Source organism: Massilia hydrophila (assembly GCF_020208145.1).
GTDB lineage: Bacteria > Pseudomonadota > Gammaproteobacteria > Burkholderiales > Burkholderiaceae_D > Telluria > Telluria hydrophila.
In genome coordinates this window covers 46,240-72,336 of sequence record NZ_JAHYBX010000012.1, presented here as the reverse complement: position 1 = coordinate 72,336, position 26,097 = coordinate 46,240, and the positions used below count along the sequence as shown (strand labels likewise).

Genomic DNA, 26,097 nt, shown 5'->3' with positions numbered 1-26,097 from the left:
CCGACCGTTTCAGGCATCACGCCTGCTGCGTGCCCGCTGCCGGGCCCGCAGGGCAAGGCATGCGGCGCCAAGCACGCCACAGCCCATGCACAACAGGTGCAGCGTGCCGAGCGGAATCGCCCCGAGCAAGGCGTTTCCTTCTGCCAGCGGCCACCATGGCCGCATGTCGGCATGCATGAGCGCATCGAGCATGACGTGCGAATAGGTCCCGATGAAGGCCCCCGCGACCGCTGCCCGCCAGCGCAGGCGGGCATGGTCGATGGACAGCAGGCGCAATACCCATTCGCTGACCGGCCGCCCCAGCAGTGCCGCAGCGATGCCGATGAACAGCGCGCCTGCCAGCGTGTGGGTAAGGCCGTGCAGGGCGGGCTGCTGTCGCAGCAGGCCGATCAGCGGCTCGATATCCATCAGCACCTGCGCGCCGCCAAATACCATGAAGCTGAAATGCCGGCCGCCGACGGCCTTGCAAAGCGCTCCGGGGCCCAGGTGAAATGGTGTGAACGGCATGTCAGGCAAACACCTGGTCGAACACCGTCGTCAGGTAGGCATGCACATGCTCCTTCAACTCGAAGACTTCGGCGAAACGCGCTTTCGGAATGGCGAAATGCGCTGAAAACGTTACCGCGGGAAGGACTTTGCTGGCATCGAAGACATCGGTGCCGGACGCGCTCCGGCCCTGGATGTCGACCTGGATATGATCGGGAAAGTAGGTCGTGTCGGTCCGAAAGGCAACGATCGTCCGGACGTTGTACTCGCCGTCGCCGGGATGTCCCAGCGGGCCTTCGCTGATGCCGCCGAGGTCGTGCCCCTTGAAGTCGAAGTACAAGCCTTGCTCCATGCACTTGCGCTGTTGCGTGAGAATCATGGAAACACTAAAAGGCGCGAAACTGATGCTGAGCCTGGAGTATCCGGGCTCGCTCAAGGACAGGACGCTATCGCCCAGCCAGACACGTACCCCCTGGCTGCGCACGGTGCCATCCACCACCAGCCTGCCATCGAGTTCACCGCTGAAAGACATGGCGCGCTTTCTGTCGCAGGACATTATTTGCGCTGGCTGCGCAACAAACCGGCAGCGGCCAGGGCGGCTGCCACTTGCATCGGGTGCAGTGTAGGCCCCGGCTTGCGCTCGCGGCAAGCCGAATGCCATTTTCATGCATGCGGCGTAAGTCCGGGCCGCCGGGGGCGCGCACGGCTGGCGAATTCGATGGCACCGTGCGCGGATTCGCTGCACAATGCCGGGACCGATGTGCTGGCGAACTGGTGGAATCCCGGAGGCTGTCATGCGTGCGTGGAAGCGATATCCCTTGCTGGTGCTGCTGATGCTGCTGGCCCTGCTTGGCCTGGCGGCCTGCGGCGGAGGCGGCGGCAATCCCGGTACGCCGGGTACGCCCACCCAGCCGCCCGCCGCCACGACCGGTTCGCTGGCGCTGGTCGCCAGCGGCCTGCCCGCCGGCGTCAACGCCTCGGTGCGGGTCAGCGGGCCAGCCGGCTTCCAGCAGGACCTGGGCGGCTCGCAGACCCTGGCCGGCCTCGCCCCCGGCAGCTACAACGTGGCGGCGGCGCCCGTCACCGCGGGCGGCATCACCTATACCCCAACGCCCGCCACGCAAAGCGCCGTGATCGTGGCCGGTACCACCGCCAGCGTCACCGTCTCTTATGGCGGGGCGGCCGTGAACATCGCGCTGAGCCAGGTCGCGGCCAACCTCGACAACCCCACCTACCTCACCGCTCCGCCAGGGGACAGCCGGCTGTTCGTGGTGGAGCGGCCGGGACGCATCCGTATCGTCGAGAACGGCAATCTCATGAGCGCGCCCTTCCTCGACATCAGCGCGCGCGTGCTCACCGCGGGCGAAGGCGGCCTGCTGTCGATGGCCTTCGATCCGGATTACGCGCGCAACGGCTACTTCTACCTCTACTACACCGATGCCCAGCAGAACATCGTCATCGAGCGCCTGAATACCGGCAGCAATCCCAACCTGGCCGACCCGACCTCGAACCTGGTGATCCTGCGCATCCCGCACCCGACCTACACCAACCATTTCGGCGGCCAGCTCGCCTTCGGGCCGGACGGCAATCTCTATCTCGGCACCGGCGATGGCGGCGGCGCGGGCGACCCCTTCGGCAATGGCCAGAACCTGAATTCCCTGCTGGGCAAGCTGCTGCGCATCGACGTGCGCGCGGCCAGCGCCGCCCAACCCTACGCCATCCCGGCCGGCAACCCGTACGCGGGCCAGGCCGGACGCCGCCCCGAGATCTGGGCCGCGGGCCTGCGCAACCCCTGGCGCTTCTCCTTCGACGGCGCCCAGCTCTACCTGAGCGACGTCGGCCAGGACCGGCGCGAGGAAGTCAACATCAGCGCCGCCACGGCAGGCGGACTGAACTATGGCTGGAACACGATGGAAGGCACGCTGTGCTACAACGCAAGCAGCTGCGAGCGCAGCGGCCTGACCCTGCCCGCCTTCGAGTACGAGCATGGCAGCAATAGTGTGAATGGCTGCTCGATCACCGGCGGCTTCGTCTACCGCGGCAGCGCGATTCCCGGCCTGCAGGGACGCTATTTCTATTCGGATTACTGCCGCGGCTTCCTGAAAAGCTTCCTTGCCTCGGGCACGGCCGTGGGCGAACAGCGCGAGTGGAACGTCGGCAGCATCGGCAACGTGGTCTCCTTTGGCCAGGATGGGCAGGGCGAGCTGTATGTGCTGAGCGCGCGTGGCATTGCCTATAAAATCGTACGGTCGACCACGCCCTGAGCTTAGCTTAGAATAGAGAGATGGCACGCTTACAACTCAACTTCCCCGAAGACCAGTTCTACTACTCCACCCCGATGTCGGTCCGCGTCACCGACATCAACGCCGCCAACCACCTCGGCAATGATTCGATGATCTCGATGATTTCCGAGGCGCGCGCGCGCTTCCTGTTCGAGTTCGGCGTGGCCGAGACCGAGCGCGACGGCACCGGCATCATCGTCACCGACCTGGCCACCACCTATCGCGCCGAAGCGCATGCGCGCGACCAGTTGCTGTTCGAAGTGGGCGTCATGGATTTCAACAAGTACGGCGGCGACATCATCTTCCGCATTTCCCGCCCGCTCGACCGCAAGCTGGTTGCCATGGCCAAGTCCGGCTTCGTCTTCTACAACTACAAGACCAACCAGGTCGTGATGATGCCGGAGGATTTCCGCGGCAAGTTCGACCGCGTGAACTGGATCGACTGAAACGCCCTCAGGGCCACATTTTCAGTTCAAGAACCCGTTCTTGCCCGGGTTCCGGCTGGTCCTGGCAATTCTCCAGCCTGTCATCGCCCGCATCGACCGGGCCATACCACTCGCGCACGCCGGCAAGGCCGCCGGTGCGCAGGATCCACAGCTTGCGGCTCGCGGTATTGAACAGCACCTTGTGCCGGAACCCGTCGCTGACGAAGCTCGGCGCCGGAAGGCGCAGCTGCAGCATGCGCCCCGTGCCCGATCCGTCCGGCCCTGTCGCCACCGGGATCGGGCGGGTAAAACCGGCGAAGGTGATGCCGATGCGCCGGGCCAGGGCGTCAAGCTCCGGGCAGGCCTGCGCCTGCGCATGCGCCGGCAGGGACATCGTGGCTGCGCCGACAGCGAAAGCGAGGGCGATCGGTTTCATGCTGCTCCATGTGGCAATCAGGTGTGAATACGATAGCAGGTTTGACCCTCCAAAAATAGTTGGAACTTTTCGGCGGTTCCGGTGGAATACAGGTAAACACGACCACCACGACCATGACCGCCGCCATTGACACCGCCGACCACGAATTGCTGCACCAGACGCATGCCGGCCGCGCCGATGCCTTCACCGCGCTGTACCGGCGCCACCAGGGCCCGCTGTACCGCTACGCCCTGATGCGCTGCGGGGCGCCGGAGATGGCCGCGGACGTGGTGCAGGACGCCTTCATGGGCTTGCTGACCGGGCGCTTCGCCTTCGACCCCTTGCGCGGACAGCTGCAGCATTTCCTGTTCGGCGTGGCGCGCAAGCTGATCCTGAAGCTGGAAGCGCCGCGCCAGCGCCAGGTGGCGCTGGCGGAACCGGACGAGGACGGCGAGCTCGACCTGGATGCCGCCGCCGAGGGCGCCGAGCCCCTGGCCCGCCTGCTGGGCAATGAGGCGGCAGAGGCGGTTCGCCAGGCGCTGGGCCTGCTGCCGCCGCACTACCGCGACGTGGTCATCCTGTTTGAACTGCATGAGCTGTCGTACCAGGAGATCGCCGCCGTCTGCCAGCTCGACATCGGCACCGTCCGCTCGCGCCTGTCGCGCGGCAGGGCGGCCCTGGCGAAGCGCCTGAAGGCGCACGCCCCCCTGCCGTGCCTGGCGCATTGATGGAGTACATGAATGGACACCCAAGACACCCACGAACAACTCGCCCCCTGCTTCGCCGCGCTGCGCGCCGAGCTGGCCGGCATCGACGCTCCGCGCTGCGTGGAAAAGGAATTGATGCAGGCCTTCCAGCAGCGGTTCAAGCCGAAGCGGCGCTGGTTCCAGGCCCTGAGCCTGCCGCAATGGGGCACCGCCGGCGCCCTGTGCTCGCTGACGGTGGTGGTGCTGCTGCTGGCCCGGTCGCCGCACCAGGCGGTCAGCGTGGGTGGCCAGCCCCTGGTCGGCTTCGATGGCGGCGCCGCCTTCGTCGCCCTCGATTCGCTCGAGCGCATTGCCGCCGAGCCGGATGCGCAGCTGGTCGAGGCGGAGGTGCCGCGCACCGTACTGGCGCCGCTCGGCGTTCCGCTCAGCCCCGAGAACGCGGCCGACACCGTGCGCGCCGAAATGCTTGTCGCCGCCGACGGCCACCCGCTGGCCGTGCGGCTCAGTTCTGCCAACTAATCAACACCATCAACCCCACCCACGAGAGGAAGTGACGATGACCAAGAAGATCCTGATTGCAGCACTGCTGGCCTGCGCCTTCGCCCCGGCCATGGCCGACGACATGGGTGCGGAAGACGATCCGCGCATGGAGCACCGCATCGTCACCCGTAGCGGCGACCGGCACCTGGAGCTGCGCGAAGGGATGCACTTCGTGGACGCGATCGGCGGCGGCGCCACCATGGTGCACATGGCCGGCGCCCGGATGGTCAAGAATGCGCCCTACAGCGCCGAGATGGTGTCGGAACGCATCCAGACCCTGGGCGACGGCAACCAGATCGTACGCAAGACCAGCTCGCTGAGCTACCGCGACAGCGCAGGCCGTACCCGCACCGAGGTGCGCGACGCCGCCGGCGAAGTCGTCACCATCACCATCCACGACCCGGTGGAAGGCGCGCGCTACATCCTGCGTCCGCGCGACAAGAGCGCGATCAAGGTCTCGGCGCCGCAAGGCACGGTGGCCGCCGCGCGCGAAGCGGCCCGCGCCGCCGCCATCGACGCGCGCGCCTCGGCCGCCGAAGCGCGCGTCGCCGGCGTCCAGGCCAGGGTCGCGGCCGAACATGCACGCGCGCGGATCGAGGAACTGCGGCGCGAGGGCAAGCTGCCCGAAGGCGAGCGCGTGATCATCAAGCAGGTCGAACGTCCGGGTGGCCCGGGCGAGCAGCGAGACGTACAGATCCGCATCGCCCAGGTAGGCGCGGCCCAGGCCGCGGCGCGGATGGCGCCGATGCTGGCCGGCGCGATGGGCGACCACAAGTGGGCCATGAAGGCGGAGACGAAAGAGCTCGGCACCCGCGAGTTCCAGGGCGTGAAGGCAAGCGGCATCCAGCGCAGCTACACGATCCCAGCCGGCGAGATCGGCAACCGCCAGCCGATCGTGGTCAGCACCGAGACCTGGACTTCGCCCGAGCTGCAGGCGGTGCTGTACCAGAAGCGCAGCGACCCGCGCAGCGGCGACTACGTGTTCCGCGCCGAGAGCCTGAAGCGCGAGGAACCGGCCGCCGCCCTGTTCACCGTGCCGTCCGACTATACGGTGAAGGATCCGGGCACGCTGGCCAGGGAAGCGCACGAGAAGGCACGGGCCAGGACCGGCAGGAAGGATTGACGCGGGGGACAAGAAAAACCGGCGCATCGGGCGCCGGTTGCCTCATGATGCGCCAGGGCGCCTCAAGACCGCTTCTGCAGGATGGTCTTGTTGAACCAGTCCTCGACCATGCGCTTCTCGTAGCGCAGGCGGTCGCCGTCGGACACGCGGTTGATGCGGTTCAGGTAGTTCATGTCAGTCAGCTTGGCGTTGCCACTGCTGAGCACCTGGCCGTTCGCACTGAGGGTATAGCGCAGCTCGATGATCGGCCAGTCGGCCCCGCCCTTGAGCACCCGCAGGTCGCGCGCGCCGCGCGAATTCGGGTATTCGCGGCCGGCCAGGTCGATGTCGGTCACCTCCACCACCAGGTCCTGCCCGGCGGGCAGCGACTTGCCCAGTTGGGCAAAATAGGCGGCCAGGTCGTCCAGTACTTCCTTGCGCTCCCAGGGCGCGAACGGCAAGTCCGCAAACTTGTCGGAATCCACATAATTGACGGTCACGCCCGCCGAGGCGGCGCCGGCACCCAGCGCGAGCAGGCCTGCGAGGGCCACTTTGCCAATCACCGATTTCATCGCTTTCCCTTTCACTCTGTCGGATTGCTGCATGTTCCGAATATACGCCCTTTAACTGGGCTTTCCAGCACCCCTTTGTCGAAGTTTTGTATCCAAATGTTAGGCCCCGCACACCAGTCCGTTGCGGCCGAGCCGACAATGGCGGAAAGGAGGCTGTATCGTGCCGGAAGGACCATCGCTCTACATATTGAAGGAACTGCTCGCCGGTTTCGCGGGCCAGGAAATCGCGCGCGCCAGCGGCAACGTGCGTGCGATCGATCCGGCGCGCCTGGTGGGCCAGCGCATCGACGCGATCCATACCTGGGGCAAGCACCTCCTGATCGAAACGCAGGCCATGGTGGTGCGCGTGCATTTCCTGCTGTTCGGCACCTACCGGATCAACGAAGGGCGCGAAGGCAAGACGCCGCGCCTGTCCATCGAGACGACCGGCGGCGATGTACTCAACCTGTACGCCTGCCAGGTCAGGGAAATCGACCGTGCCACCTACACCGCCTACGACTTCAGCGCCGATGTCATGTCCGAGGCATGGGATCCGAAGAAGGCGAGAAAGAAGCTGCGCGCCCAGCCCGACCTGCTGGCCTGCGACGCCCTGCTCGACCAGGACATCTTTTCCGGAGTCGGCAACATCATCAAGAACGAAGTGCTGTTTCGCATCCGCGTCCATCCGCTATCGACGATGGGCGCCCTGCCCGCGCCCAAGCTGCGCCGGCTGGTCGATGAAGCGCGCCAGTATTCCTTCGACTTTCTCGCCTGGAAGCGCGCGTACGTGTTGAAGCAGCACTGGCTGGCGCACGCCAAGCGCACCTGTCCGCGCTGCCACATCCCTTTCGTCAAGCAGAACCTGGGCAAGACCAACCGGCGCAGCTTCTACTGCGAACGCTGCCAGAAGCGCTACGCCTGAGCGCTACACCTGAGCGCTGGTCCGCGGTCTTTTAAGCATTTGGCATGGCTTTGGGTCCAGGCATCTCGTTAACCAACACTTTTATTGTTGCCTGTTGTTAAGGACTAGTGGTCGTACTACAATCGTTTTGACTTGCGGCTACCTTTTATACGATTCTTGCCGCTTTACTTTGCGATTAATCAACCCAAGTTAACGGTAAGCTTATGTCCTTCCTCTCCAACGCGGCCCCCAAGCTGGCTCCATGGAAAGTCCTGCTGGTCGACGACGAGCCGGACATCCATGACATCACCAAGCTGACCCTGTCCCGCTTCCGCCTCGACGGCCGCGCGATCAGCTTCGTGCATGCCTACAGTGGCGAGGAAGCCAAGGCCGTGCTGGCGCGCGAAAAAGACATCGCGCTGGTGTTCCTGGACGTGGTGATGGAACGCGAGGACAGCGGGCTGGAAGTGGCGCGCTGGATGCGCCAGGACCTGGACAACCAGTTCACCCGCATCGTGCTGCGCACCGGCCAGCCGGGCCAGGCGCCGGAAGAGCGCGTGATCGTCGACTACGACATCAACGACTACAAGGAAAAGACCGAGCTCGACCGCACCAAGCTGTTTACCACCACCTTCGCCGCCCTGCGCGCCTACCGCGACATCATGAAGGTCGAGGAAGCGCGCCGCGCCCAGCAGACCTACCGCGAAGGCCTGGAGCGGGTGATCGCGGCCTCGACCCACATCTTCCAGCAGCGTAACCTGAAGGACTTCGCCAACGGCCTGCTGCAGCAGGTGGTGGCGCTGCTGCGCCTGGAGCAGAGCATGCTGCTGCGCCTGAAAGGTGCCAGCGTGATCACGGGTGAAAGCCAGTACGAAGTGCTGGCCCAGATCGGCGACATGGAAGGCCACGAGATCGGACCGGAACTGGTGGCCCAACTGGACGACGCACGCCATAACCGCATCGCACGCCTGCACGGCGATACCTATGTCGGTTACTTCCCGAACAGCAGCGGCAAGGCCTCGCTCCTGGTGCTCAAGGGCGTCGAGGAGATCAGCGAGATCGATTCCCAGCTGCTCGAAGTGTTCTGCTCGGGCGTGGCGATCGCCTTCGACAACATCCTGCTCAACCAGGAAATCACGGATACCCAGGCCGAGCTGATCCTGCGCCTGGGCGATGTGGTCGAATCGCGCTCGAACGAAGCCGGCAACCACGTGCGCCGCATGGCACAGGTCTGCCACCTGCTGGCCCAGGCGTCCGGCATGCCGGAAGACGAGACCGCGACCCTGATGCACGCGGCGCCGATGCACGACGTGGGCAAGATCGCCACCCCGGACGCGGTGCTGCTCAAGCCGGGCAAGCTGACCGAGGACGAGTGGGAAATCATGAAGCAGCACCCGACCGTGGGCCTGCAGATCCTGGACGGCTCGCAGCGTCCGATCCTGAAGGCGGCGGCCGTGATCGCCCACCAGCACCACGAGAAGTTCGACGGCAGCGGCTATCCGCAGGGCCTGCGCGGCGACGCCATCCACCCCTACGCGCGCATCGTGGCGGTGGCCGACGTGTTCGACGCCCTCAGCCACAAGCGCTGCTACAAGGACGCCTGGCCGGCCGCGAAGGTGACCGAACACCTGCGCGAGGTGGCCGGCCACCACCTCGATCCCTACTACGTGGACCTGCTCATCAAGAACATGGACAAGGCGCTCGAGATCAATGCGCGCTGGCCTGACTGATCCGCCCCTACTTCTTCAATGAGCGCGGAAAGCGCAGCTGGTAGCGCAGCCCCTCGCCCGGCGCGCTGTCCGCCTTCACTGTGCCGCCGAGCGCCCCCGTCACCAGGTTGTGCAGGATGTGCGCCCCCAGGCCGCTGCCACCCGTGCCGCGCTTGGTGGTGAAGAAGGGATCGAACAGCTTGCCCAGGGTCTCCTGGTCCATCCCCACCCCGTCGTCGGCATAGTCGAACACCACCTGTTCGCCCTCGAGCCGCGCGCGCACCACGATCGTGCCGGCCTGCCCGTGCTCGAAGCCGTGCAGCAGCGAGTTCATGACCATGTTGGTCAGGATCTGTGACACCGCGCCCGGCGAGCTGTCCAGCACCAGGTCGGACGGACAGTCGACCTCCACCTTCACCTTGCGTCCCTTGAACTTCGGCTGCAGCGACAGCAGCACTTCGTTCAGGTAGGCGCACAGGTTGAAGTGGCGGATGTCGCCCGAAGCGCGGTCCACCGCCACCTGCTTGAAGCTGCGCACCAGGCTTGCCGCGCGCTGGGTATTGGTGGTCATGATGCGCAGCGACTGGTCGACGATGTCGAAGAAGGATTGCAGGCTGTCCTCGGTCATCTCGCCGGCCGCCAGTTCCTCGCGCGTGAGCTTGAGTTCCTGCACCAGGTGGCTGGTGGCGGTCACGCAGATCCCCAGCGGGGTGTTGATCTCGTGGGCCACCCCGGCCACCAGTCCGCCCAGGGACGCGAGTTTTTCCTGGCGCACCAGTTCCGACTGCGCTTCCTGCAGCTTGCGCAGCGCCTCGTTCAGGGCCGCGTTCTGTGCTTCCAGCGCTTCCTTGGTCTTGCGGATCCTGCGGTCGGCCTGCATGCGCGCCAGCGCCACCGCCACATGGCTGGCCATGAAGGCCAGCAGGTCGAGCTCCACCTTGGTGTAGACCACCGAGGGGTCGTAGCTCTGCACCACCAGCACCCCGTAGGGCTGGTCGTGCACCAGCATCGGTGCGCCCATCCAGCTGGCAATGCCGGTATTGCCGAGCGGCTCGCGCACCAGGCCGTTGGCGACCAGGTGACTGAAGCTGGTGGCGTCGTGCAGTTGGGCGTGCTTGCTGCTCAGGACATACGAGCACATCCCCTTCCCGAGCGGGAAACGCCTGAGCGGCGCCTCGGCGTCCTTCTCGTCGACGAAATACGGGATGCTGATTTCCTGGGTGTCCGGGTGATACAGGCCGATCAGGAAGTTCTTCGCCACCATCAGTTCACCGATGATGCGGTGCAGGTTGGTGGTCAGCACCTCGGTATCGAGCGCCTGCGCCGACAGGCTGGCGATCTGGTACAGCGCATGCTGCACCTGCTCCGCACGGCGCCGCTCGGCCACCTCGATCGCCAGCGCGGCGGTGCGCTCCTGCACCGCGCGCTCGAGCCGGTCCATGCTTTGCAGGCCCTGCAGCGCATTCGACACGTGGTTCGCGATCTGCGAGAACAGCGCCTGGTCTTCCTCGCTGTAGGTCACGCCTTTCGTATAGCTCTGGATGACCATCGCGCCCAGCGCCTGCTGGTGGCGGTCGAGCAGCGGCGCCCCCATCCAGTGCTCGGCGGTCGCGCCGTGGCCCCACTGCATGCCTTCGCGCTCGCGCGCCTCGAAGTCGTCGGCGGTGATCATCAGGCGGCGCTTGTTCACCACCACCCACGAGGTCGGCGATTGTTCCGGCGCGGCCAGGGCCACCCGGTGGCCGGCTACCGGTACCTCGACATCCACCTCGTCGACGAAGTACGGAAAGCGCAGCGTGCCTTCCTCGCGGTCGCACAGCGCCACATAGAAATTGGCCGCATACATGATGCGGCCCAGTGCGCGGTGTACCGCGCCGATGAATTCGGTAATGTCGCTGCAGCTGGTCGACAGCTCTCCGATGTCGAGCAGGATCGACTGGACGGCTTCCAGTCTGGCGAGACGGTCCATTGATTCCCCAATATGAATTACTGAATAATGCACATGGGAAATATTAGCAGTTCGGGACCGCCAGCCGAAGCCTCTTCGCGCAAAATCGGCGGATTGTGGCTTTTCGGCTTGCCGGCTGTGCGCCTTATCCGCGCGGTGCGCGGAAACCGTTGGCGATCCAGGCTTCGGCCGAGGCCGCGGTCAGCTTGAAACCGGCAGGCACCCGCACCTTGGCAAGCTGCTCGCCCATCATGTCGGTGGCGGCCAGGATGGCGTAGGGATCGTCGTCGTCCGGCACGATGTCGAGCGTCACCGTGAGTTCGCCGTCTTCGGTGCCGACCGTGGTTTCCTTGTGCAGGATGGCGTGCAGGTGCTGTTCATGGCGCCGGATCACCTCGGAGGCGGTCTTGACCAGGGTATTGAAGGCGTTGACGTCGAGCGGTTTCGGGTTTTTCTTGTCGCGGCCCATGGTCCAGGGCCCGACCAGCGCCGGCTCCGGCTCGCCTTCCTTGTACATCGCGACGGCCCAGCCTTCGTCGTCTTCGTTCTTGATCACGCGCGCGGTCCAGCCATTGGCCTGCCACAAGCGGGCCTCCTGGACCGGCGCGCTGTCGTCCCTGTCCTCGCCTTCGTGTTCGATGTTGTCGTTCATGTGCGGTTTCCTCGTGCTTCAAAGCACAGATCATAGAGGAAACCGGCGCCTCGAAGAAGCGCGATTCGGGTTGGCCTGGCGCTGCCTGGAACAGTTTGATGCAGCTCAGGCGTAACGTGGGCAGCGCCAGTCCGGTCCGCGCGGCGGACGCAGCGGCGGCCCGACCGGGATCGGACGCGGATCCACCGCCGGCGGCGGCGATTCCTGGTTGAAGGGATTGATGATGATCGGCGGAATCGTGGGCGGCGCCGATGGCGGGCCCTTGGGACCACTGTTGGCCACGCCCCCACGACGCACTGCCAGCTGGTCTCCCCTTTTCTGAATGACTGCGTTCATACCCTTCCCCTGTGACGGAGCAGGCTGTCAGTATAGGAAAGGAGACGGGCATTGCAAGGCCAAACCGACCACTTTTCTTGCCCCGTGGATGCACTGCGCAGGCCCGCCAAGCACAGCTCGGCTTGCCATTTATCGGGTCTGCACGCGTCCCGGCGCGCAAAAATTGCATCCTGTCGCAAAGCCATGGCCGCTGTGAAAGCGTGCGCCTACAGTAGCACCATACCGCGATGAAACGCGACCTTCACCAGACCAACCGACGAGGCCGACCATGAAAAAATTTGCTCCCTACATCATCCTGTTCCTGTTCGCCCTGCTGCTGTGGGGTGTCGCCACCGATGCCGACTTCATGACGCTCAATATCGACGGCGAGGAAGTCGGCGGGCCGCTGGGCGCCTTCCTGGGCATGATCTTCGCGGGAGGCGGCATGCTGATCGCCGCCGTCGTGATGCTGGTGGTGGCGATCGTGCTGGCAGTGGTGTTCGCCGGCGTGGGCGTGATCTTGCTGGGTGCGCTGTTCGTGGCCGCCGCCGCCGTGGCGCTGGCGATCTCGCCCCTGCTGCTGCCGCTGCTGGTGCCGGTGGCGATCATCTGGTTCCTGGTCGCCCGTAGCCGCAAGGCGCGCCTGGCGGCACCGGCCGTCTCCGCCTGAACGGCGCAGCTGCCGTCCCTTCCGTTTCCTCCTTCGGCCGGGCTTGCCCGGCCGTTTTTTCATTGGCGCCGTGGCGCAGGGCGCACAGGTAGAATCCTTGCAAGCCCATCCAGGATTCCGCCATGCATGTCCCGCCGCCGACCGCTACGCGCACGATTCGCCCCTATCCGCTGTCGCGGCTGGTGATCGTCACGGGCGGCCTGATCGCGGCGCTCGGCCTGGTCACCGGCACCATGCTGTACGCCAGCTACCACGATGCGCTGCGCGAACAGCAGCTTACCCTGCGCAACGTCGCCATCGCCTTCTCGGCGCAGACCGCCGGCGTGTCGCAGGCGATCGACAGCGCGGCCCAGCAGGCGGCGCAGACGCTGCTGGCACGCGGCACGCCCGCCGCCGGCGGCGTCTTCGTGGGACAAGGGGGTGGCACCAACTCTTACGTATTGCGCATCGTGCTGTTCGACAGCACGGGACGCCTGGTCGGCAGCGTCACGCCTGGCAAGAATGTGCCGGTGCTGCCCAGTTTCCCGCCGACACCCGCGCCGGACGCGCCGCGCCATGTCGGGATCACCGACATCGACCACGGCAGCGGGCGCGGCATCCTGAACTGCGTGCAGCCGGTGTTCGACGCCGGCGGGAACCGCACCGGCACCGTGGTGGCGCAGGTCGATTCGCTGCGCTTCGAACGCCTGTACAACCTGGTCGAACTGGGCAAGGGCGGCTCGGTGACCCTGCTCCACCGCGACGGTACCATGCTGGTGCGCGGGCCCGGCTATCCGGCCGGCATCGGCCGTTCCTTCGCCCATTCGCCCCTGTTCCGCGAGCAGCTGCCGCGCGCCAGCCGCGGCAGCTTCCAGGCGACCAGTCCCATCAATGGCGCCAAGGGCCTGTACGGCTACGACCTGGTCGAAGGGGGGGAGCTGGTCATTATCACCGGCATGACGCACAGCGTCGCCCTCGAGGGCTGGTACGGACGCCTGTGGACCGCGCTGGCCTTCTACCTGCTGCTCGCGCTCACGCTGACCCTGCTGGCCTGGCGTGTGGCGCGCGACACGCGCCGCCAGTTCGGCCTGATCGACCTGGTCTCGGCCAGCGAGGCCCGCCTGGCCAAGAGCTTCGACTACCTGGCCTCGATCGTGAACGCGATCGGCGCCCCGATCTGGGTGCTGGACGGCGCGCGCCGCATCGTGCTGGCCAACGAAGCCTTCGCGCGCCTGGTCGGCCGCCCGCGCGAAACCCTGCCCGGCCTGGACGAACGCACGGTGCTGGAACGCGCCGATCCCGAGCGCGAGCGCCGCTACGAGGCCGTGCTCGCGCATGGCCAGACGCTGGACGCCACCACCACCATGCACGACGGCAGCGGCGAGAGCCGCACCGTGATCCAGCTGACCAGCCGCCTGGCGGGCGCCGACGGCCAGGCTCACCTGGTCAATGTCCTGACCGACATCACCGAGCGCGAACGGGCCGAGGCGCGCCTGGCCTGGCTGGCCGAGTTCGATGCCGTCACCGGCCTGCCGAACCAGGCCCAGTTCTGGCGCCTGCTGGGCGCGCGCATCGCCGGCGCCGACGGGCGCGAACTGGCCACCGTCGCCCTGGTACTGGAACGCCTGCACGAGATCGTCGACCTGCTTGGCCACGATGCCGGCGACCGCGCGCTGCGCCAGGTGGCCGACCTGCTGCGCGGGATCTGCGCCGAGAACGCAGTGGCGGCCCGTATCCGCGGCGCCGAATTCGCCTTCGTGCTGAACGCCGCCGGTGGCCGGCGCGCCGTGGAGCGTTTCGCCCTCGGCCTGCATGCGCTGATGTCGAAACCGCTGCAGGTGGACGGGCGCGACTTCTTCCTCGGCCCGGTGCTGGGCGTGGCGCTGCATCCCCAGGACGGCCGCAACGCGGACGAGCTGTACCGCAACGCCCAGGGCGCGGCCAGCGGCGGCGGGGTCGAGGTGGACGAGGCGGTACACTTCTTCTCGGCCAGCCGCCATACCGCGCTCGAACAGCGCCTGACCCTCGAGGGCCACCTGCGGCGCGCCGTCGAACGCGGCGAGCTGCGCCTGGTGTACCAGCCCAAGGTAACGGTAGCAGAGGAACGCGTGGTCGGCTTCGAAGCCCTGCTGCGCTGGACCCATCCGGACCTGGGAGCGGTCTCGCCCGCCGAGTTCATCCCGGTCGCCGAGCGCAGCGGCCTGATCCTGCCGATCGGCGCCTGGGCGCTGGAGCAGGCCTGCCGCCAGATCGGAGCGTGGACAGCCGCGTTCGGGCATCCGGTGAAAGTGGCGGTCAACCTGTCGCCGCGCCAGCTGTACCAGAAAACGCTGCTGGAAACGGTACGGCGATGCCTGGACCAGTACCGCGTGCCGCCGGGCAGCCTGGAGCTGGAGATCACCGAGACCGCCCTGATGAGCCGCGAAAGGGAGGTCGACCTGCTGCTGCACGCGATCCGCGCACTCGGGGTCGACCTGGCGATCGACGACTTCGGCACCGGCTATTCGAGCCTGGCCTACCTGAAGCGCTTCCCGGTCTCGCGCCTGAAGGTGGACCGCACATTCGTGCGCGACCTCGGGCGCGACGAGGACAGCGCCGCCATTGCGCGCTCGATCGTCAACCTGGCGCGCGGGCTCAAGCTGAAGGTGGTGGCCGAAGGCGTCGAGACGGCCACCCAGCTTGACGTGCTGCGCGGCATGGCCTGCGACGAGTACCAAGGTTTTCTGTTCAGCAAACCACTCGAGGCCGACGACGTGCGGGCGCTGCTCGCGCGGGCGCGCTAGCCGCCGGAACGCATCCGCGCGTTCTCTTCCCGGATCGCCGCCTTGACCCATTTGCGCTGGACCAGTCCGAAACTGTCCAGCATGCCCACGCCGATCAGGCACAGGCCCACGGGAATCAAGACTTGCACGACTGTCCCTGACAGGCCACACCTGAACCCCGCGTAGACCGTGGGAAAGAACACCGCGGCGCCCGTGAACAGCAGCGCGCGCGAACGCAGCAGCCACTTCGTGTAGTTTGTCATCGATGACTCCGGCGCATGCCACGACCGGTGGCAAGAATACGTGAAGCCTCAACCGGCCCTGGCCGCCACATACTGCGCGTAGCCGCGCGCCCGCAGCGCGCAGGCCGGGCAGGTGCCGCAGCCGTGCCCCCAGGGATGGGCCGCGCCGCGCTCGCCCAGGTAGCAGGTATGGGTATCGAAGCGGATCAGGTCCACCAGCGCGTCGCCGCCACAGTCGTGCGCCAGCTGCCAGGTCTGGGCCTTGTCGATCCACATCAGTGGCGTTTCGAGCTTCAGGCGGGTGGCCATGCCCAGGTTCAGTGCCACCTGCAGCGCCTTCATGGTGTCGTCGCGGCAGTCCGGGTAGCCGGAGAAATCGGTCTCGCACATGCCGCCCACCAGCACGTTCAGGCCGCGCCGGTAGGCGACGGTGGCCGCCACCGTCATGAACAGCAGGTTGCGGCCCGGGACAAAGGTGTTCGGCAGGCCGTTTTCCTGCATCGCGATGGCCACGTTGCTGGTCAGGGCGGTGTCCGAGATCTTGCTGATCAGGGACAGGTCGATCATGTGGTCTTCGCCCAGGCGCGCATCCCAGCCGGGGTCGAGCGCGCGCATCTTCGCCAGCAGCGTCGGACGCACCGCGAGTTCGATGGCGTGGCGCTGGCCATAGTCGAAGCCGATGGTTTCCACGCGCGCATAGCGCTGCAGCGCCCAGGCGAGGCAGGTGGTGGAATCCTGGCCGCCGCTGAACAGGACGAGCGCGGTGTCATTCGTGTGCATGATCGAAATCCGTGAATTGAGGCGCCGGGCGCCGTGATAAACCGCGCATTCTGGCATAAAAGCGGGCCCTGCGCGCACCCCGGCGCCTGCACGGCAGGGCTAGCGTCCGGCAGCGTTTTTGCCAATCCGCTAAGATTGCCATGAACTTTTCCATCGGAGCGCCATGTTTCTAGCGAGATCGATTTCCTGCCGCCTGCGTCCCCTTCCCCGCCTGCTGGCCGGCTTCGGCGCGCTGGTGTTCGCCACGGCGCTGCATGCCCAGGGTATCGATTACCAGGTGCGCATCGACGCCCCGCGCCAGCTCGAGAACATGCTCGAGGAAAACCTCGACCTGATGCGCTGGCGCGGCAACCCGCGCGTCGACCTGGACCAGCTGCAGCGCCTGGTGAAGGAAGCCCCGGCCCAGGCCAAGACCTTCATCGCCACCGAAGGCTATTATTCGCCGCGCATTTCGGCCGGGCTCGACACCAGTGGTGCGCGGCCGGTGGCGCGCGTCATCGTCGACCCGGGCGAACCCACCGTGGTGGGCGAGGTGGACCTGGTGCTGCAGGGTTTCGTGCCCTTCGACCAGGGCAGCGCGCCGTTCGACGGCGCCGCCCTGCGCCAGCGCTGGCAGCTGCCGGTGGGCGCGCGCTTCCGCCAGGCCGACTGGGAAGCGGCCAAGCGCGAACTGCTGCGCGAGGTGGCGCAGACCCGCTTCCCGCGCGCGCGCCTGGTCGAGACCAGCGCCACCGTCGATCCGGACGAACGGCGCGCCCTGCTGCGCGTGGTCATCGACAGCGGTCCCGAGATGCGCTTCGGCGAGCTGCGCATCCGCGGCCTGAAGCGCTATCCGCGCGAAGTGATCACCAACCTCAACAAGATCAAGCCGGGCGACGAATACAGCGAGGCCGCGCTGCAGGCCCTGCAGTCGCGCCTGCAGGACACCGGCTATTTCAGCGGCGTCGAAGTGAGCGCCGACATGCGCGCCGTGCTGGCCGCCGAGATCGAGGACCTGAAGGATGGCGACGACGACCCGGACGGTAATCCGGCCACCCCCGACCCTGGGGCGGCGCCTGGCCCGACCGTGCTGCCGGTGCTGGTGCGCGTGACAGAGAACAAGCGCAAGAACGTCGAGGTCGGTATCGGCTTCTCGACCGACACCGGAGCCCGGGCCCAGGCCAGCTACGACGACCTGAACGTGTTCGGCAAGCGCATGAAGAGCGACCTGATCTACGAGCAGAAGCGCCAGACCGCGCGTGTCGACTTCTTCTGGCCGACCACGCCGAAGGGTTACAACGACAGCGTCGGCGCCGGCGTCGAGCGCAACGACGTGCGCGGCGAGATCACCACCCTGGCCACGGTCGCCGCACGGCGCCAGTGGGGCACCCCGCTGCTCGAGCGCAGCCTGACGCTCGAGGCCCTGGTCGAGAAGCGCGAGGTGCCGCCGCAGGAAGCCACCACCACGCGCAGCCTGCCGCTCACCTACAGCATCACGCGCCGCAAGCTCGACAGCCTGATCCAGCCGACCAACGGCTACGTGCTGCAGGGCCAGCTGGGCGGCGCCCTGCTGCCGATCCTGACCGACGAGAAATTCCTGCGCCTGTACACGCGCGCCCAGATGTTCAAGCCGGTGGGCGATGCCGGCACCCTGGTGCTGCGCGGCGAGTTCGGCGCCGTGGCGGCCAAGGAGAAGCTGGGCGTGCCGTCCACCTTCCTGTTCCGCGCCGGCGGCGACCAGTCGGTACGCGGCTACGGCTACCGCGAGCTGGGCGTGCGCGAGAACGGCGCCATCGTCGGCGGCAAGTACCTGCTCACCGCCAGCGCCGAGTACCAGTACTACTTCCGCCCGCCCTGGGGCGTGGCCGTGTTCTACGATGCCGGCAATGCCGCCGACAAGGTCGGCGACCTGAAGCCGAAGTCGGGCTTCGGCGTCGGCGCACGCTGGCGCAGCCCGGTCGGCCCGATCAACGTCGACCTGGCCTATGGCCACGCGGTCAAGAAAGCGCGCCTGCACTTCTCCCTGGGATTCACCTTCTGATGGACACTCACGATCCTTCCACGGCGCCGGCTGGCAAGGCGCCTGCGCAGCGCCCGCGGCGCTGGCCGCGCCGCGTTGCCATCGGCCTGGTCGCCACCGGCGTCGTCGTCGGCGGCGCGCTCTGGTACCTGGGGCGCGAGACCACGCTGCAGATGATCGCGCAGCGCGTCGCCGCCTCCACCGGCGGCAAGCTCACCCTCACCGGCGTCACCGGCTCGCTGTACGGCAGCATGCACATCGACCGCATCGTCTGGCGCACCGACGAGCAACTAGTGGTCGCGAACAAGGTCGACCTGCGCTGGTCGCCCTCGCAGATCGTCTCGCGCGGCATCCTGGTCAACCAGCTGCAGGCGGCGAACCTGCGCGTTGAGACCCTGAAGGAAACCGACGAACGCTCGCCGATGCCGGCCTCGCTGGCGCCGCCCTTCCCGGTCTCGGTCGACGATGCGCGCCTGGTCCAGGCGGTATTCGTCAGCAAGGGCGCCGAAACGCGCATCGACAACATCCGCCTGCGCCTGCACGGCGACAAGACGCGCTGGACGGTGCGCGACGCCGCTGCCGTCACGCCCTGGGGTGACGTGGCCGCCAACGGCAGCATCGGCGCCCAGCATCCGTTCAAGATCGACGCCAGCGCCAGCCTGACCCAGTCGCAGGCCAAGGCCGAAGGTGGGGTAACTTCGCGCGCCGCCCAGCTGCGCCTGAAAGCGGGCGGCGATCTGGAAACGACCCTGGTCGATGCCAGCGGCCAGGCCGGACGCGCCGTGGGCGAGGCCCGGTTCGTGCTGTCGCCCTACGCCGACATCCCGCTGCGCGAGATGCGCATCACCGGCCGCAATGTCGACCCGGGCTTCTTCAATCCTTCGCTGCCGACCGCCGACCTGGACTTCGCCGTGAACGGCAAGCTCGATGCGAACCGCAACATCAGCGGCCGGGTCGATATCACGAACAGCGGCCCGGAAGGCACGCTCGACCAGCAGCGGCTGCCGCTGCGCAGCCTGCGCGGCCAGCTCGGCGGCACTTTGGACGCCCTGCAGGTCTCCGACGTGCTGCTCGATTTTGGCGCTGCAGGCCGCTTCACCGGCACCGGCGGCCTGCAGCGCGAAGAAGACCAGGAAGGGCTCGGCACCGCGCGCTTCACGCTGCATACCGACCGCTTCGACCTGAAGGGCATCCATGCCAGCATGAAGCCGACCGCGATCCGTGGCGATATCCAGGTGACCAATGCGGGCACCACCCAGACCCTGCAGGCCAACCTGGCCGACCAAGCCCTGCGCCTGACGGCGCTGGCGACGCTCGCCGACAATGTCATCACGCTGCGCGAAGCGCGCCTGGCGCGCGGCGGCAGCCGGATCGACCTGACCGGCAGCATGCGCCTGCTGGACGACAAGGCCTTCAAGGCCAGCGCCAGCGCCAGCCGCTTCAACCCGGCCGACTTCGGCGACTTCCCGCAGGCCGACATCAACGCCCGCATCAACGCGGCCGGTGCGCTCGCGCCAGCCTGGCGCCTGGATGCCGACTTCGCGCTGCGCGGCAGCCGGCTGCTGAACCAGGCGCTGTCGGGACAGGGCAAGCTGCACGCGGACGCGAAACGCATCAGCGGCATCGATGCCGACCTGGCCCTGGGCCAGAACACGGTGGCCGTGAACGGCGCCTTCGGTGGCGCCGACGACCGCCTGCGCTGGCGCATCGACGGACGCCAGCTGTCGGCGCTGCGCAGCGACCTGTATGGCGCGCTCACGGCCAGTGGCGTCGCCACCGGCAGCCTGAGCGCCCCCCGTACCAGTTTCGAGCTCGATGCGAACGGCCTGGGCTGGGTGGCGGCCCAGCGCAAGAACGCCAACGGCAGCCTGCGCGCCAGCGGCGAAGCCTGGCTCGCCGGCGGCGCAGGCGCGCGCTTCGTGGAAGCGAAGCTAAGTGGCGCGATGGCGCGCTTCAACCCGGCCGCCTTCGGTTCGCCGCTGGCCGGTTCGATCAACGGCAATTTCACCGGCAGCGGCCGCAGCGGTGCCGACTGGCGCGGCGCGCTCGACCTGCGGGTGCAGGATTCGACGCTGTCGAACTCCCCGCTGTGGGGCCATGCCAGGATCAGCGCCGACCGCCGCCACATCTCGAACGCCGACGTCGATCTGCACGTCGGCGCCAACGTGGTCGCCGCCAAGGGCAGCTTCGGCGCGGGCGGCGACCAGCTGGGCTGGCGCATCGACGCGCCCCAGCTGGGCGCGCTCGGTCCTGACTTCGGCGGCGTGCTGCGCGGCCAGGGAACGCTGTCCGGCACGATGGACGCGCCGTCCCTGAACGCCGCGCTGGAAGGCCAGAACCTGCGCCTGCTCGGCAAGCACAGCATCCGCGCGCTGCGCGCCAGCGCCAGCCTGGGTGCGGGGCGCGGTGCGCGCGACGCGCTGGCCAGCGATATCCAGGTCACCGACTACGTGGGCGGCGAACCCGGCAAGGAAACCCGGGTCGCCTCCGCCAGCCTGAAGACAGAAGGCACGCGTGGCGCCCACACGCTGCGCGCGGCCGCCACCGGCGACGCCTTCGACGCCAACCTCGAAGTGCGCGGCGGCTGGAATGGCGAGACCTGGAGCGGTACCCTGGCCGCCCTGCAGAACCGCGGCCGCTACGCGATGGTGCTGCAGGCGCCGGTGCCGCTGCGCATCGCCGGGCCCAAGGGGAGCGGTGTGATGGGGCTGGCTTCGCCGGAAACGATTGCATTCAACGGCGCGGTGATCAAGCTGCCGGCCGGCAGCATCACGATCGACTCCCTGGTCAAGAACGGCCCGCGCTGGGCCAGCCGCGGCCATGCGGACAACGTGCCGCTGACTTACCTGGCCCAGTTCTCGCCCACGCTGCGCGACAACGCACGTGGCGACCTGACCCTGGGCGCGCAGTGGGCGCTCGACCTGCGCGCGCCCGCCGCCGCCGGCGCCGCGCCGGCACTGGACGGCATGCTCCACGTGTTCCGCGAAAAGGGCGATGTGATCGCCGGCAGCGACACGCCCGTGCCGCTCGGCCTGCGCACCTTCGATGCGCGCGCCGACGTGGTCGGCGGCGCCCTGCGCGTGCGCGTGAACCTGGACGGCACTCGCACCGGCAGCGCCAGCGTGGACGGCACCGCCCAGCTCTTGCGGGGCCGCCTGGACCCCGACAGCCCGCTGCGCATGACGGCGAACGCCGACATGGCCTCGATCGCCTGGCTTGCCGCTTTCGCCGGGCAGTCCGGCCTGGAACTGGACGGCGCCCTGCGCCTGGCCCTCAGCGGCAGTGGCACCATCGGCACGCCGCGCCTGGACGGCAGCGTGCAGGGTGATCGGCTGGCGGTGCGCTGGCCCGAACAGGGCGTGCGCCTGCAGAACGGTGAGCTGCGCGCCAGCCTGGCGGGTGACCAGCTGCAACTGCAGCGCCTGCGCTTCCAGGGCCGCCAGGGCAGCGCCTCGGCCGAAGGTTCGCTGCGCTTTTCCAGCGGCCTGGCCGCGGCCGACCTGCGCCTGAGCCTGGACAAGCTGGAAGCACTATCGCGTCCGGACCGCACCGTGGTCCTGAGCGGCAAGGCCTCGCTGGTGCGCAATGCCGAGCGCTTCGCCCTCGAAGGCAACGTGCGCGCCGACCGCGCCCTGATCGAGTTCGCACCGCAGGGCCGGCCCACCATGTCCGACGACGTCATCGTGCTCGGCCAGGGCGGCGCCCGGCCGCAGCCTTCGAACAAGAAGGAGGAACTGCCGCTGACGATCGACCTGCGCGCCGACCTGGGCGACGAGTTCCGCCTGCGCGGCCTGGGCATCGACGCCACCCTGGCCGGTACCGTGCGCATGCGCAAGGTCGGCGCCGGTGCGCCACGCGTCAACGGCACCATCCGCGCGGTCGAAGGCAATTACGCGGCCTATGGCCAGAAGCTGGCGATCGAACGCGCCGTGATCACCTTCAGCGGCGCCTACGATAATCCGGCACTCGACGTGCTGGCGGTGCGCCGCCAGCCGGAGGGCGAACAGCTCTCGGAGACCAATGTGGAAGCCGGCGTACAGGTGCGCGGCACGGCCCAGGCGCCACAGGCGCGGCTGGTATCGACTCCGAACGTGCCGGACAGCGAGAAACTGTCCTGGCTAGTGTTGGGCCACGGCATGGAAGGCACCAGCGGCAGTGAAAAGGACGTGCTGGCCGCCGCCGCCGCCGCCCTGCTTGGCGGCAAAGGGGGAAGCGGCGGTATTACCCAGAAGCTGGCGAGCTCGCTCGGCGTGGACGAACTGGGGCTGAAACAGGCCAACGGCACCGCATCCGGACTGGAAAGCACGGTGGTCACGGTGGGCAAGCGGATTTCCTCGCGTGCCTACCTCAGCTTCGAGCAGGGCGCGACCACGGCCTCGAGCCTGGTGCGGCTGCGCTACAAATGGAGCCCGAAAATCACCCTGCAGTTCCAGACCGGGACCAATACGGCCCTCGACATACTGTATTCGTGGACCTTTGACTAGGTGCGGGCAAGTGCTGGGCACCGTCGGGTGTCGAAAAAATTTACATGTTTTTCGCGGAAGAAAGAATTCACACTGAGCAGTATTCTTTCCTATTTGTAAGTCCTTGTTTCAACACCAAAAAATTCCACGAGGAAAAGGCTGGCATGGTTCCTGCTTATACCTATGCCAACAACTAGTTCGGTGTCTAACTTAGAAAGAAGCCTATGAACACTCGTAAAATTTTCGCTGCTGCTGCTGGATTCGCCCTGGCCCTCGGCCTGTCCGCGCCTGCGAGCGCACTGGTCCTGGTCGCCGGCGACCTGAAAATCACGATCAACTCGTATAACGCCAGCACCGTTAATTATGGCAACACCGCTGGCGTGAAATGCACGACCGTTGCAACGTGCAATAGTGTTTCCAAGATCAAGAAGGCACCGAAGGCCATCGGTGGCGAAGATACCTGGGGCATCTTCTCGGTGCAGAGCATCTCGCGCGTCTCGAACGGCAGCCTGATCTATACCGCCGGCCAGAACGGCGAGTACCTGACCGGCATGTTCGGCGGCATCCAGGATACCTATGTCGAAGTCGACGGCATCATGTCGCCGAGCACCCTGGCACTGGGCACCGGTGGCTGGCTGAACATGTACCTGAACAACCAGAACTACAACGCTTCCTACGGTCCGGGCGGCCGCATGGGCCCCGAAGGCTACAAGGGCATCACCAACATCGGTGGCGAGCTGGCCCTGTCGGCCAATTTCGGTAGCGGCGTGCTGGGTGGCTACTCGGATTACACCTACCTGTCCTCCTTCGCCAACAACTCGATCTCGGGCAGCGCCCAAGCCTACCTGGATGTGACCGGCGGCCTGTGGAAAGACCTGTTCGACACCAATTCGCAGCGCGATCCGAACGGCGGCGCACACGACCTGTTCATGAAGGTCACCTACGGCCAGACCGGCGCCTCGCGTGGCGCGGGCTGGACGGTCGACGTGTCGGGCGACGTGATGGGCGAAGTCGCCGGCGAAGCACCGGAACCGGGTTCGCTGGCACTGCTGGGCCTGGGCCTGGCCGGCCTGGGCGCCCTGCGCCGCCGCCGCGCCTGAGCGCGGTACGCTTCTTTCAAGAAACTGCATGGCTGCGCGCCATGCAGTTTTTTTTTGCCTGCACTAGGCGTGTCGGGAAACTTGACAGTGCCCTGGCCGCTCAGGCGAACATGCTCGGCTTGGGATCGGGCACCGGGTCTTCGTCCTGGGGCAGATGGGTGTGGCCGGGCTGGTGGTGCGGATGGGGCGCGTCGAAGGGTTCGGGTGCCGGATCCTCGAGCGGTGCCGGATCGGGTGCGCGGTGCGCCTGGATGGGAGAAACGGGGAATTCAGCGGACGACACAGGATTCATGGTGGAAGACTCCTTGGAAGCGGCGAAGTAGCCACCTTACCATGATGGGCGCGGCGCCGACGCCCCGGTTACAATGGCGGACTGGCCACTCTCACCGTACCATGGACATCTCGATCACGACTCTTGCCCTCCTCGTCCTGACGCCGCTGCTCGTGTGGCGGGTCTACAAACGTATCCAGGCCCGCATGACGCGCCAGCGCTCGATCGTCTCGCGCCACTACACGGGCGTACTGGTGTTCGGCGCGATGATCGCGGTGCCGCTGGTGCAGCTGTTCGATAACCCGAGCAACCTGGCTGCGCTGCTGGCCGGCGCGGCGCTCGGCACCGGCTGGAGCGTGTATGCGCTCAAGCGCACCCGCTTCGAGGACACGCAGCAAGGCTACTACTTCACGCCACCGGCGCGGCTGGGCATCCTGTTCGCCATGATCCTGGTCGCGCGCATCCTGTACCTGGGGGTCGAGGTCTATGCGAACCAGGGCAAGGGCATCCCGGCCCCGAAACTCACCGACGACACGCTCACCATGCTGTGCGTCGGGCTGACAGCCGGCTACTTCGCTTGGTACTCGGCCGGGCTGCTGCAGTGGCGGCGCGGGTTGCGCAAGGCGATCGACGTCGAATGAAAGCGTACCGGATGCTGCAGCTCACGGAAGAGACGGCAGTGCGCGGCATGGCGCATCTGCAGGGCCATTGACATGTCTGTGCTTACCAGAACCCTTGTAGCACTCGGTCTTGTTTGCGCGACGTCCGCCGCGCAGGCCTTGCCGCCGCCGGTTCCCACGCATCAGATACAGGATCTGATCGTCCTGCCAGGCGGCGACATGCTGATGCTGCACTCGTCCGGCATCTTCCGCCGCAGCCCGCACGACAGCGCCTGGAGACAGGTTCTGCACGTACAGGAAACCCGCGGATTGCGCGTGCATGGGAAAGTCGTCTACCTGCAGGGATACGCGGGGCTCCATGTATCCACCGATGGCGGCATCACCTGGGCGCTGCGGAAACAGCACTGGATCGACGCCATCGGCGCCGATGGCGTCCTGCACGGCTGCGCAGGACAAGGGCCGGAAACCAGCACGGACGAGGGCCGCAGCTGGCAGGCCGTGCGCGAACCACACCCGGTGCCCCGCGATCATCCTTTGTGGTGTGAAGGCAGGGAACGCGAAGCCAGGCACGAAGAGCAGGAATACGTGCTGGGTCAGGAGGGCAAGCTGTATTACAGGCCCAATCCGCGCGCCCCTTGGGTGCGTCGTGCGGTCGAGGCATTTTTCCCGGCCCACGCGGTGCTCAGCGGCCTGCAGGTCGACCGCCAGGGGGTCGTGTACGTGAACATCTTCATCGCCCATCCGGATCCCAACAAACACGCGGACCGCATGATCTACCTGAGCCGTGACCAGGGCCTGCACTGGGAAGCCCTGACGTGGCATGCGTCGCCGGTCCGGCCGGTCGATCCCGAGATCTGGGGCGTCTGGAATGAAAACCTGTTGATGACCTGCCAGAAGCCGGGAGCATATGGGACGCATCTATGCATTGCCGGCGACAGCCAGCCCAATGCCCTGCTCATCAAGGAAAAGACCCCGAGCAGCACCATTGGCAACCACCTGACCGTTGCCCCGGACGGCAGCATCTACAATATCGACATGTACGGCATCGAGCGCCTCGCGCCTGGCGACGTGGACTGGCGGCCGCTGGGACTCGAGGGCGTACCCGGGCCGTTCGGCGGCCCGCGCGAACAAGCACCATCCGACGGGAGATAACAAAGGGAGCCGCTGGCTCCCTTTCT

The 26,097-nt window shown here is 67.0% G+C and carries 24 protein-coding genes; 14 read left to right on the top strand and 10 right to left on the bottom strand.

Annotated elements, in window-relative coordinates; genetic code table 11:
- Positions 1 to 9: 9 nt before the first annotated feature.
- Together LE190_RS20160 and LE190_RS20155 are read right to left on the bottom strand one after the other, a co-directional pair.
- The gene (locus LE190_RS20160) at positions 10 to 507 is read right to left on the bottom strand and encodes a metal-dependent hydrolase (RefSeq protein ID WP_225240388.1); all 498 of its coding nucleotides are present in this window, start codon (positions 505 to 507) and stop codon (positions 10 to 12) included.
- A 1-nt stretch (position 508) separates the two neighbouring features.
- Positions 509 to 1,153, bottom strand: coding sequence for a hypothetical protein (locus LE190_RS20155; RefSeq protein ID WP_225240387.1), 645 nt, complete (start codon positions 1,151 to 1,153; stop codon positions 509 to 511).
- Positions 1,154 to 1,280: 127 nt separating this feature from the next.
- Here LE190_RS20155 and LE190_RS20150 point away from each other — a divergent pair, with 127 nt between their 5' ends.
- Together LE190_RS20150 and LE190_RS20145 are read left to right on the top strand one after the other, a co-directional pair.
- Complete coding sequence (locus LE190_RS20150; RefSeq protein ID WP_225240386.1) at positions 1,281 to 2,750, top strand: PQQ-dependent sugar dehydrogenase; 1,470 nt, start codon at positions 1,281 to 1,283, stop codon at positions 2,748 to 2,750.
- Between the two features lie 20 nt (positions 2,751 to 2,770).
- Positions 2,771 to 3,214, top strand: a complete 444-nt coding sequence (locus tag LE190_RS20145) for a thioesterase family protein (protein WP_224946931.1) — start codon at positions 2,771 to 2,773, stop codon at positions 3,212 to 3,214.
- 7 nt (positions 3,215 to 3,221) lie between these two features.
- Here LE190_RS20145 and LE190_RS20140 read toward each other — a convergent pair whose 3' ends face one another.
- Positions 3,222 to 3,629 carry a hypothetical protein gene (locus tag LE190_RS20140; protein ID WP_225240385.1) on the bottom strand — a complete coding sequence of 136 codons (408 nt, stop codon included), beginning with the start codon at positions 3,627 to 3,629 and terminating at the stop codon, positions 3,222 to 3,224.
- Positions 3,630 to 3,742: 113 nt separating this feature from the next.
- Between LE190_RS20140 and LE190_RS20135 the strand changes: the two genes are divergently transcribed.
- From LE190_RS20135 to LE190_RS20125, 3 genes are read left to right on the top strand one after another with little or no spacing between them, the layout of a single operon-like run.
- Positions 3,743 to 4,336 (top strand): RNA polymerase sigma factor, encoded by a 594-nt coding sequence (locus LE190_RS20135; protein WP_225240384.1) that lies wholly within the window; start codon positions 3,743 to 3,745, stop codon positions 4,334 to 4,336.
- Between the two features lie 12 nt (positions 4,337 to 4,348).
- Entirely contained in the window at positions 4,349 to 4,834 is a 486-nt protein-coding gene (locus LE190_RS20130) for a hypothetical protein (protein WP_225240383.1), read from the top strand.
- Between the two features lie 37 nt (positions 4,835 to 4,871).
- Entirely contained in the window at positions 4,872 to 5,978 is a 1,107-nt protein-coding gene (locus LE190_RS20125) for a hypothetical protein (RefSeq protein ID WP_225240382.1), read from the top strand.
- 62 nt (positions 5,979 to 6,040) lie between these two features.
- On the opposite strand, the gene LE190_RS20120 is transcribed toward LE190_RS20125, so the two are convergent.
- Positions 6,041 to 6,529, bottom strand: a complete 489-nt coding sequence (locus tag LE190_RS20120; protein ID WP_225240381.1) for a DUF3016 domain-containing protein — start codon at positions 6,527 to 6,529, stop codon at positions 6,041 to 6,043.
- A gap of 160 nt (positions 6,530 to 6,689) precedes the next feature.
- On the opposite strand from LE190_RS20120, the gene LE190_RS20115 reads away from it, so the two are divergent.
- Together LE190_RS20115 and LE190_RS20110 are read left to right on the top strand one after the other, a co-directional pair.
- Positions 6,690 to 7,430, top strand: a complete 741-nt coding sequence (locus tag LE190_RS20115; RefSeq protein ID WP_225240380.1) for a DNA-formamidopyrimidine glycosylase family protein — start codon at positions 6,690 to 6,692, stop codon at positions 7,428 to 7,430.
- 203 nt (positions 7,431 to 7,633) lie between these two features.
- Positions 7,634 to 9,139 carry a DUF3369 domain-containing protein gene (locus LE190_RS20110; protein ID WP_225240379.1) on the top strand — a complete coding sequence of 502 codons (1,506 nt, stop codon included), beginning with the start codon at positions 7,634 to 7,636 and terminating at the stop codon, positions 9,137 to 9,139.
- A 7-nt stretch (positions 9,140 to 9,146) separates the two neighbouring features.
- On the opposite strand, the gene LE190_RS20105 is transcribed toward LE190_RS20110, so the two are convergent.
- The 3 genes from LE190_RS20105 to LE190_RS20095 all read right to left on the bottom strand — a co-directional run bounded on the left by LE190_RS20105 (position 9,147) and on the right by LE190_RS20095 (position 12,054).
- The gene (locus tag LE190_RS20105; protein WP_225240378.1) at positions 9,147 to 11,087 is read right to left on the bottom strand and encodes a GAF domain-containing sensor histidine kinase; all 1,941 of its coding nucleotides are present in this window, start codon (positions 11,085 to 11,087) and stop codon (positions 9,147 to 9,149) included.
- A gap of 124 nt (positions 11,088 to 11,211) precedes the next feature.
- Positions 11,212 to 11,718 (bottom strand): hypothetical protein, encoded by a 507-nt coding sequence (locus LE190_RS20100; RefSeq protein WP_225240377.1) that lies wholly within the window; start codon positions 11,716 to 11,718, stop codon positions 11,212 to 11,214.
- Between the two features lie 105 nt (positions 11,719 to 11,823).
- Complete coding sequence (locus LE190_RS20095; RefSeq protein WP_225240376.1) at positions 11,824 to 12,054, bottom strand: hypothetical protein; 231 nt, start codon at positions 12,052 to 12,054, stop codon at positions 11,824 to 11,826.
- A 268-nt stretch (positions 12,055 to 12,322) separates the two neighbouring features.
- Between LE190_RS20095 and LE190_RS20090 the strand changes: the two genes are divergently transcribed.
- Both LE190_RS20090 and LE190_RS20085 read left to right on the top strand, forming a co-directional pair.
- Complete coding sequence (locus LE190_RS20090; protein WP_225240375.1) at positions 12,323 to 12,703, top strand: hypothetical protein; 381 nt, start codon at positions 12,323 to 12,325, stop codon at positions 12,701 to 12,703.
- A 122-nt stretch (positions 12,704 to 12,825) separates the two neighbouring features.
- On the top strand, positions 12,826 to 15,465 hold the full coding sequence (locus LE190_RS20085; RefSeq protein ID WP_225240374.1) for a bifunctional diguanylate cyclase/phosphodiesterase: 2,640 nt from the start codon (positions 12,826 to 12,828) through the stop codon (positions 15,463 to 15,465).
- On the opposite strand, the gene LE190_RS20080 is transcribed toward LE190_RS20085, so the two are convergent.
- A complete protein-coding gene (locus LE190_RS20080) occupies positions 15,462 to 15,707 on the bottom strand; it encodes a hypothetical protein (RefSeq protein ID WP_225240373.1) in 246 nt (81 codons plus the stop codon). The genes LE190_RS20085 and LE190_RS20080 overlap by 4 nt on opposite strands.
- Positions 15,708 to 15,755: 48 nt before the next feature.
- Complete coding sequence (queC, locus tag LE190_RS20075; RefSeq protein ID WP_225240372.1) at positions 15,756 to 16,466, bottom strand: 7-cyano-7-deazaguanine synthase QueC; 711 nt, start codon at positions 16,464 to 16,466, stop codon at positions 15,756 to 15,758.
- Positions 16,467 to 16,629: 163 nt separating this feature from the next.
- Here queC and LE190_RS20070 point away from each other — a divergent pair, with 163 nt between their 5' ends.
- The 3 genes from LE190_RS20070 to LE190_RS20060 all read left to right on the top strand — a co-directional run bounded on the left by LE190_RS20070 (position 16,630) and on the right by LE190_RS20060 (position 24,028).
- Entirely contained in the window at positions 16,630 to 18,486 is a 1,857-nt protein-coding gene (locus LE190_RS20070) for an autotransporter assembly complex protein TamA (protein ID WP_225240371.1), read from the top strand.
- Positions 18,486 to 22,949 (top strand): translocation/assembly module TamB domain-containing protein, encoded by a 4,464-nt coding sequence (locus tag LE190_RS20065; RefSeq protein WP_225240370.1) that lies wholly within the window; start codon positions 18,486 to 18,488, stop codon positions 22,947 to 22,949. The genes LE190_RS20070 and LE190_RS20065 overlap by 1 nt, the downstream gene beginning before the upstream one ends.
- A 203-nt stretch (positions 22,950 to 23,152) precedes the next feature.
- The gene (locus LE190_RS20060) at positions 23,153 to 24,028 is read left to right on the top strand and encodes a PEP-CTERM sorting domain-containing protein (protein ID WP_225240369.1); all 876 of its coding nucleotides are present in this window, start codon (positions 23,153 to 23,155) and stop codon (positions 24,026 to 24,028) included.
- Positions 24,029 to 24,128: 100 nt separating this feature from the next.
- Here LE190_RS20060 and LE190_RS20055 read toward each other — a convergent pair whose 3' ends face one another.
- A complete protein-coding gene (locus tag LE190_RS20055; RefSeq protein ID WP_225240368.1) occupies positions 24,129 to 24,320 on the bottom strand; it encodes a hypothetical protein in 192 nt (63 codons plus the stop codon).
- Between the two features lie 101 nt (positions 24,321 to 24,421).
- On the opposite strand from LE190_RS20055, the gene LE190_RS20050 reads away from it, so the two are divergent.
- Positions 24,422 to 24,940 (top strand): CcdC protein domain-containing protein, encoded by a 519-nt coding sequence (locus LE190_RS20050; protein ID WP_225240367.1) that lies wholly within the window; start codon positions 24,422 to 24,424, stop codon positions 24,938 to 24,940.
- Positions 24,941 to 25,138: 198 nt separating this feature from the next.
- Positions 25,139 to 26,071, top strand: a complete 933-nt coding sequence (locus LE190_RS20045) for a beta propeller repeat protein (RefSeq protein WP_225240366.1) — start codon at positions 25,139 to 25,141, stop codon at positions 26,069 to 26,071.
- Positions 26,072 to 26,097: the final 26 nt, after the last annotated feature.

Excerpts from the sequence above, each read along its gene's own strand:
- LE190_RS20160 (WP_225240388.1), bottom strand. The coding sequence starts at position 507 with ATGCCGTTCACACCATTTCACCTGGGCCCCGGAGCGCTTTGCAAGGCC.
- LE190_RS20155 (WP_225240387.1), bottom strand. The coding sequence starts at position 1,153 with ATGAAAATGGCATTCGGCTTGCCGCGAGCGCAAGCCGGGGCCTACACT.
- LE190_RS20150 (WP_225240386.1), top strand. The coding sequence starts at position 1,281 with ATGCGTGCGTGGAAGCGATATCCCTTGCTGGTGCTGCTGATGCTGCTG.
- LE190_RS20145 (WP_224946931.1), top strand. The coding sequence starts at position 2,771 with ATGGCACGCTTACAACTCAACTTCCCCGAAGACCAGTTCTACTACTCC.
- LE190_RS20140 (WP_225240385.1), bottom strand. The coding sequence starts at position 3,629 with ATGAAACCGATCGCCCTCGCTTTCGCTGTCGGCGCAGCCACGATGTCC.
- LE190_RS20135 (WP_225240384.1), top strand. The coding sequence starts at position 3,743 with ATGACCGCCGCCATTGACACCGCCGACCACGAATTGCTGCACCAGACG.
- LE190_RS20130 (WP_225240383.1), top strand. The coding sequence starts at position 4,349 with ATGGACACCCAAGACACCCACGAACAACTCGCCCCCTGCTTCGCCGCG.
- LE190_RS20125 (WP_225240382.1), top strand. The coding sequence starts at position 4,872 with ATGACCAAGAAGATCCTGATTGCAGCACTGCTGGCCTGCGCCTTCGCC.
- LE190_RS20120 (WP_225240381.1), bottom strand. The coding sequence starts at position 6,529 with ATGAAATCGGTGATTGGCAAAGTGGCCCTCGCAGGCCTGCTCGCGCTG.
- LE190_RS20110 (WP_225240379.1), top strand. The coding sequence starts at position 7,634 with ATGTCCTTCCTCTCCAACGCGGCCCCCAAGCTGGCTCCATGGAAAGTC.
- LE190_RS20105 (WP_225240378.1), bottom strand. The coding sequence starts at position 11,087 with ATGGACCGTCTCGCCAGACTGGAAGCCGTCCAGTCGATCCTGCTCGAC.
- LE190_RS20100 (WP_225240377.1), bottom strand. The coding sequence starts at position 11,718 with ATGAACGACAACATCGAACACGAAGGCGAGGACAGGGACGACAGCGCG.
- LE190_RS20095 (WP_225240376.1), bottom strand. The coding sequence starts at position 12,054 with ATGAACGCAGTCATTCAGAAAAGGGGAGACCAGCTGGCAGTGCGTCGT.
- LE190_RS20090 (WP_225240375.1), top strand. The coding sequence starts at position 12,323 with ATGAAAAAATTTGCTCCCTACATCATCCTGTTCCTGTTCGCCCTGCTG.
- LE190_RS20085 (WP_225240374.1), top strand. The coding sequence starts at position 12,826 with ATGCATGTCCCGCCGCCGACCGCTACGCGCACGATTCGCCCCTATCCG.
- LE190_RS20080 (WP_225240373.1), bottom strand. The coding sequence starts at position 15,707 with ATGACAAACTACACGAAGTGGCTGCTGCGTTCGCGCGCGCTGCTGTTC.
- queC (WP_225240372.1), bottom strand. The coding sequence starts at position 16,466 with ATGCACACGAATGACACCGCGCTCGTCCTGTTCAGCGGCGGCCAGGAT.
- LE190_RS20070 (WP_225240371.1), top strand. The coding sequence starts at position 16,630 with ATGTTTCTAGCGAGATCGATTTCCTGCCGCCTGCGTCCCCTTCCCCGC.
- LE190_RS20065 (WP_225240370.1), top strand. The coding sequence starts at position 18,486 with ATGGACACTCACGATCCTTCCACGGCGCCGGCTGGCAAGGCGCCTGCG.
- LE190_RS20060 (WP_225240369.1), top strand. The coding sequence starts at position 23,153 with ATGAACACTCGTAAAATTTTCGCTGCTGCTGCTGGATTCGCCCTGGCC.
- LE190_RS20055 (WP_225240368.1), bottom strand. The coding sequence starts at position 24,320 with ATGAATCCTGTGTCGTCCGCTGAATTCCCCGTTTCTCCCATCCAGGCG.
- LE190_RS20050 (WP_225240367.1), top strand. The coding sequence starts at position 24,422 with ATGGACATCTCGATCACGACTCTTGCCCTCCTCGTCCTGACGCCGCTG.
- LE190_RS20045 (WP_225240366.1), top strand. The coding sequence starts at position 25,139 with ATGCTGATGCTGCACTCGTCCGGCATCTTCCGCCGCAGCCCGCACGAC.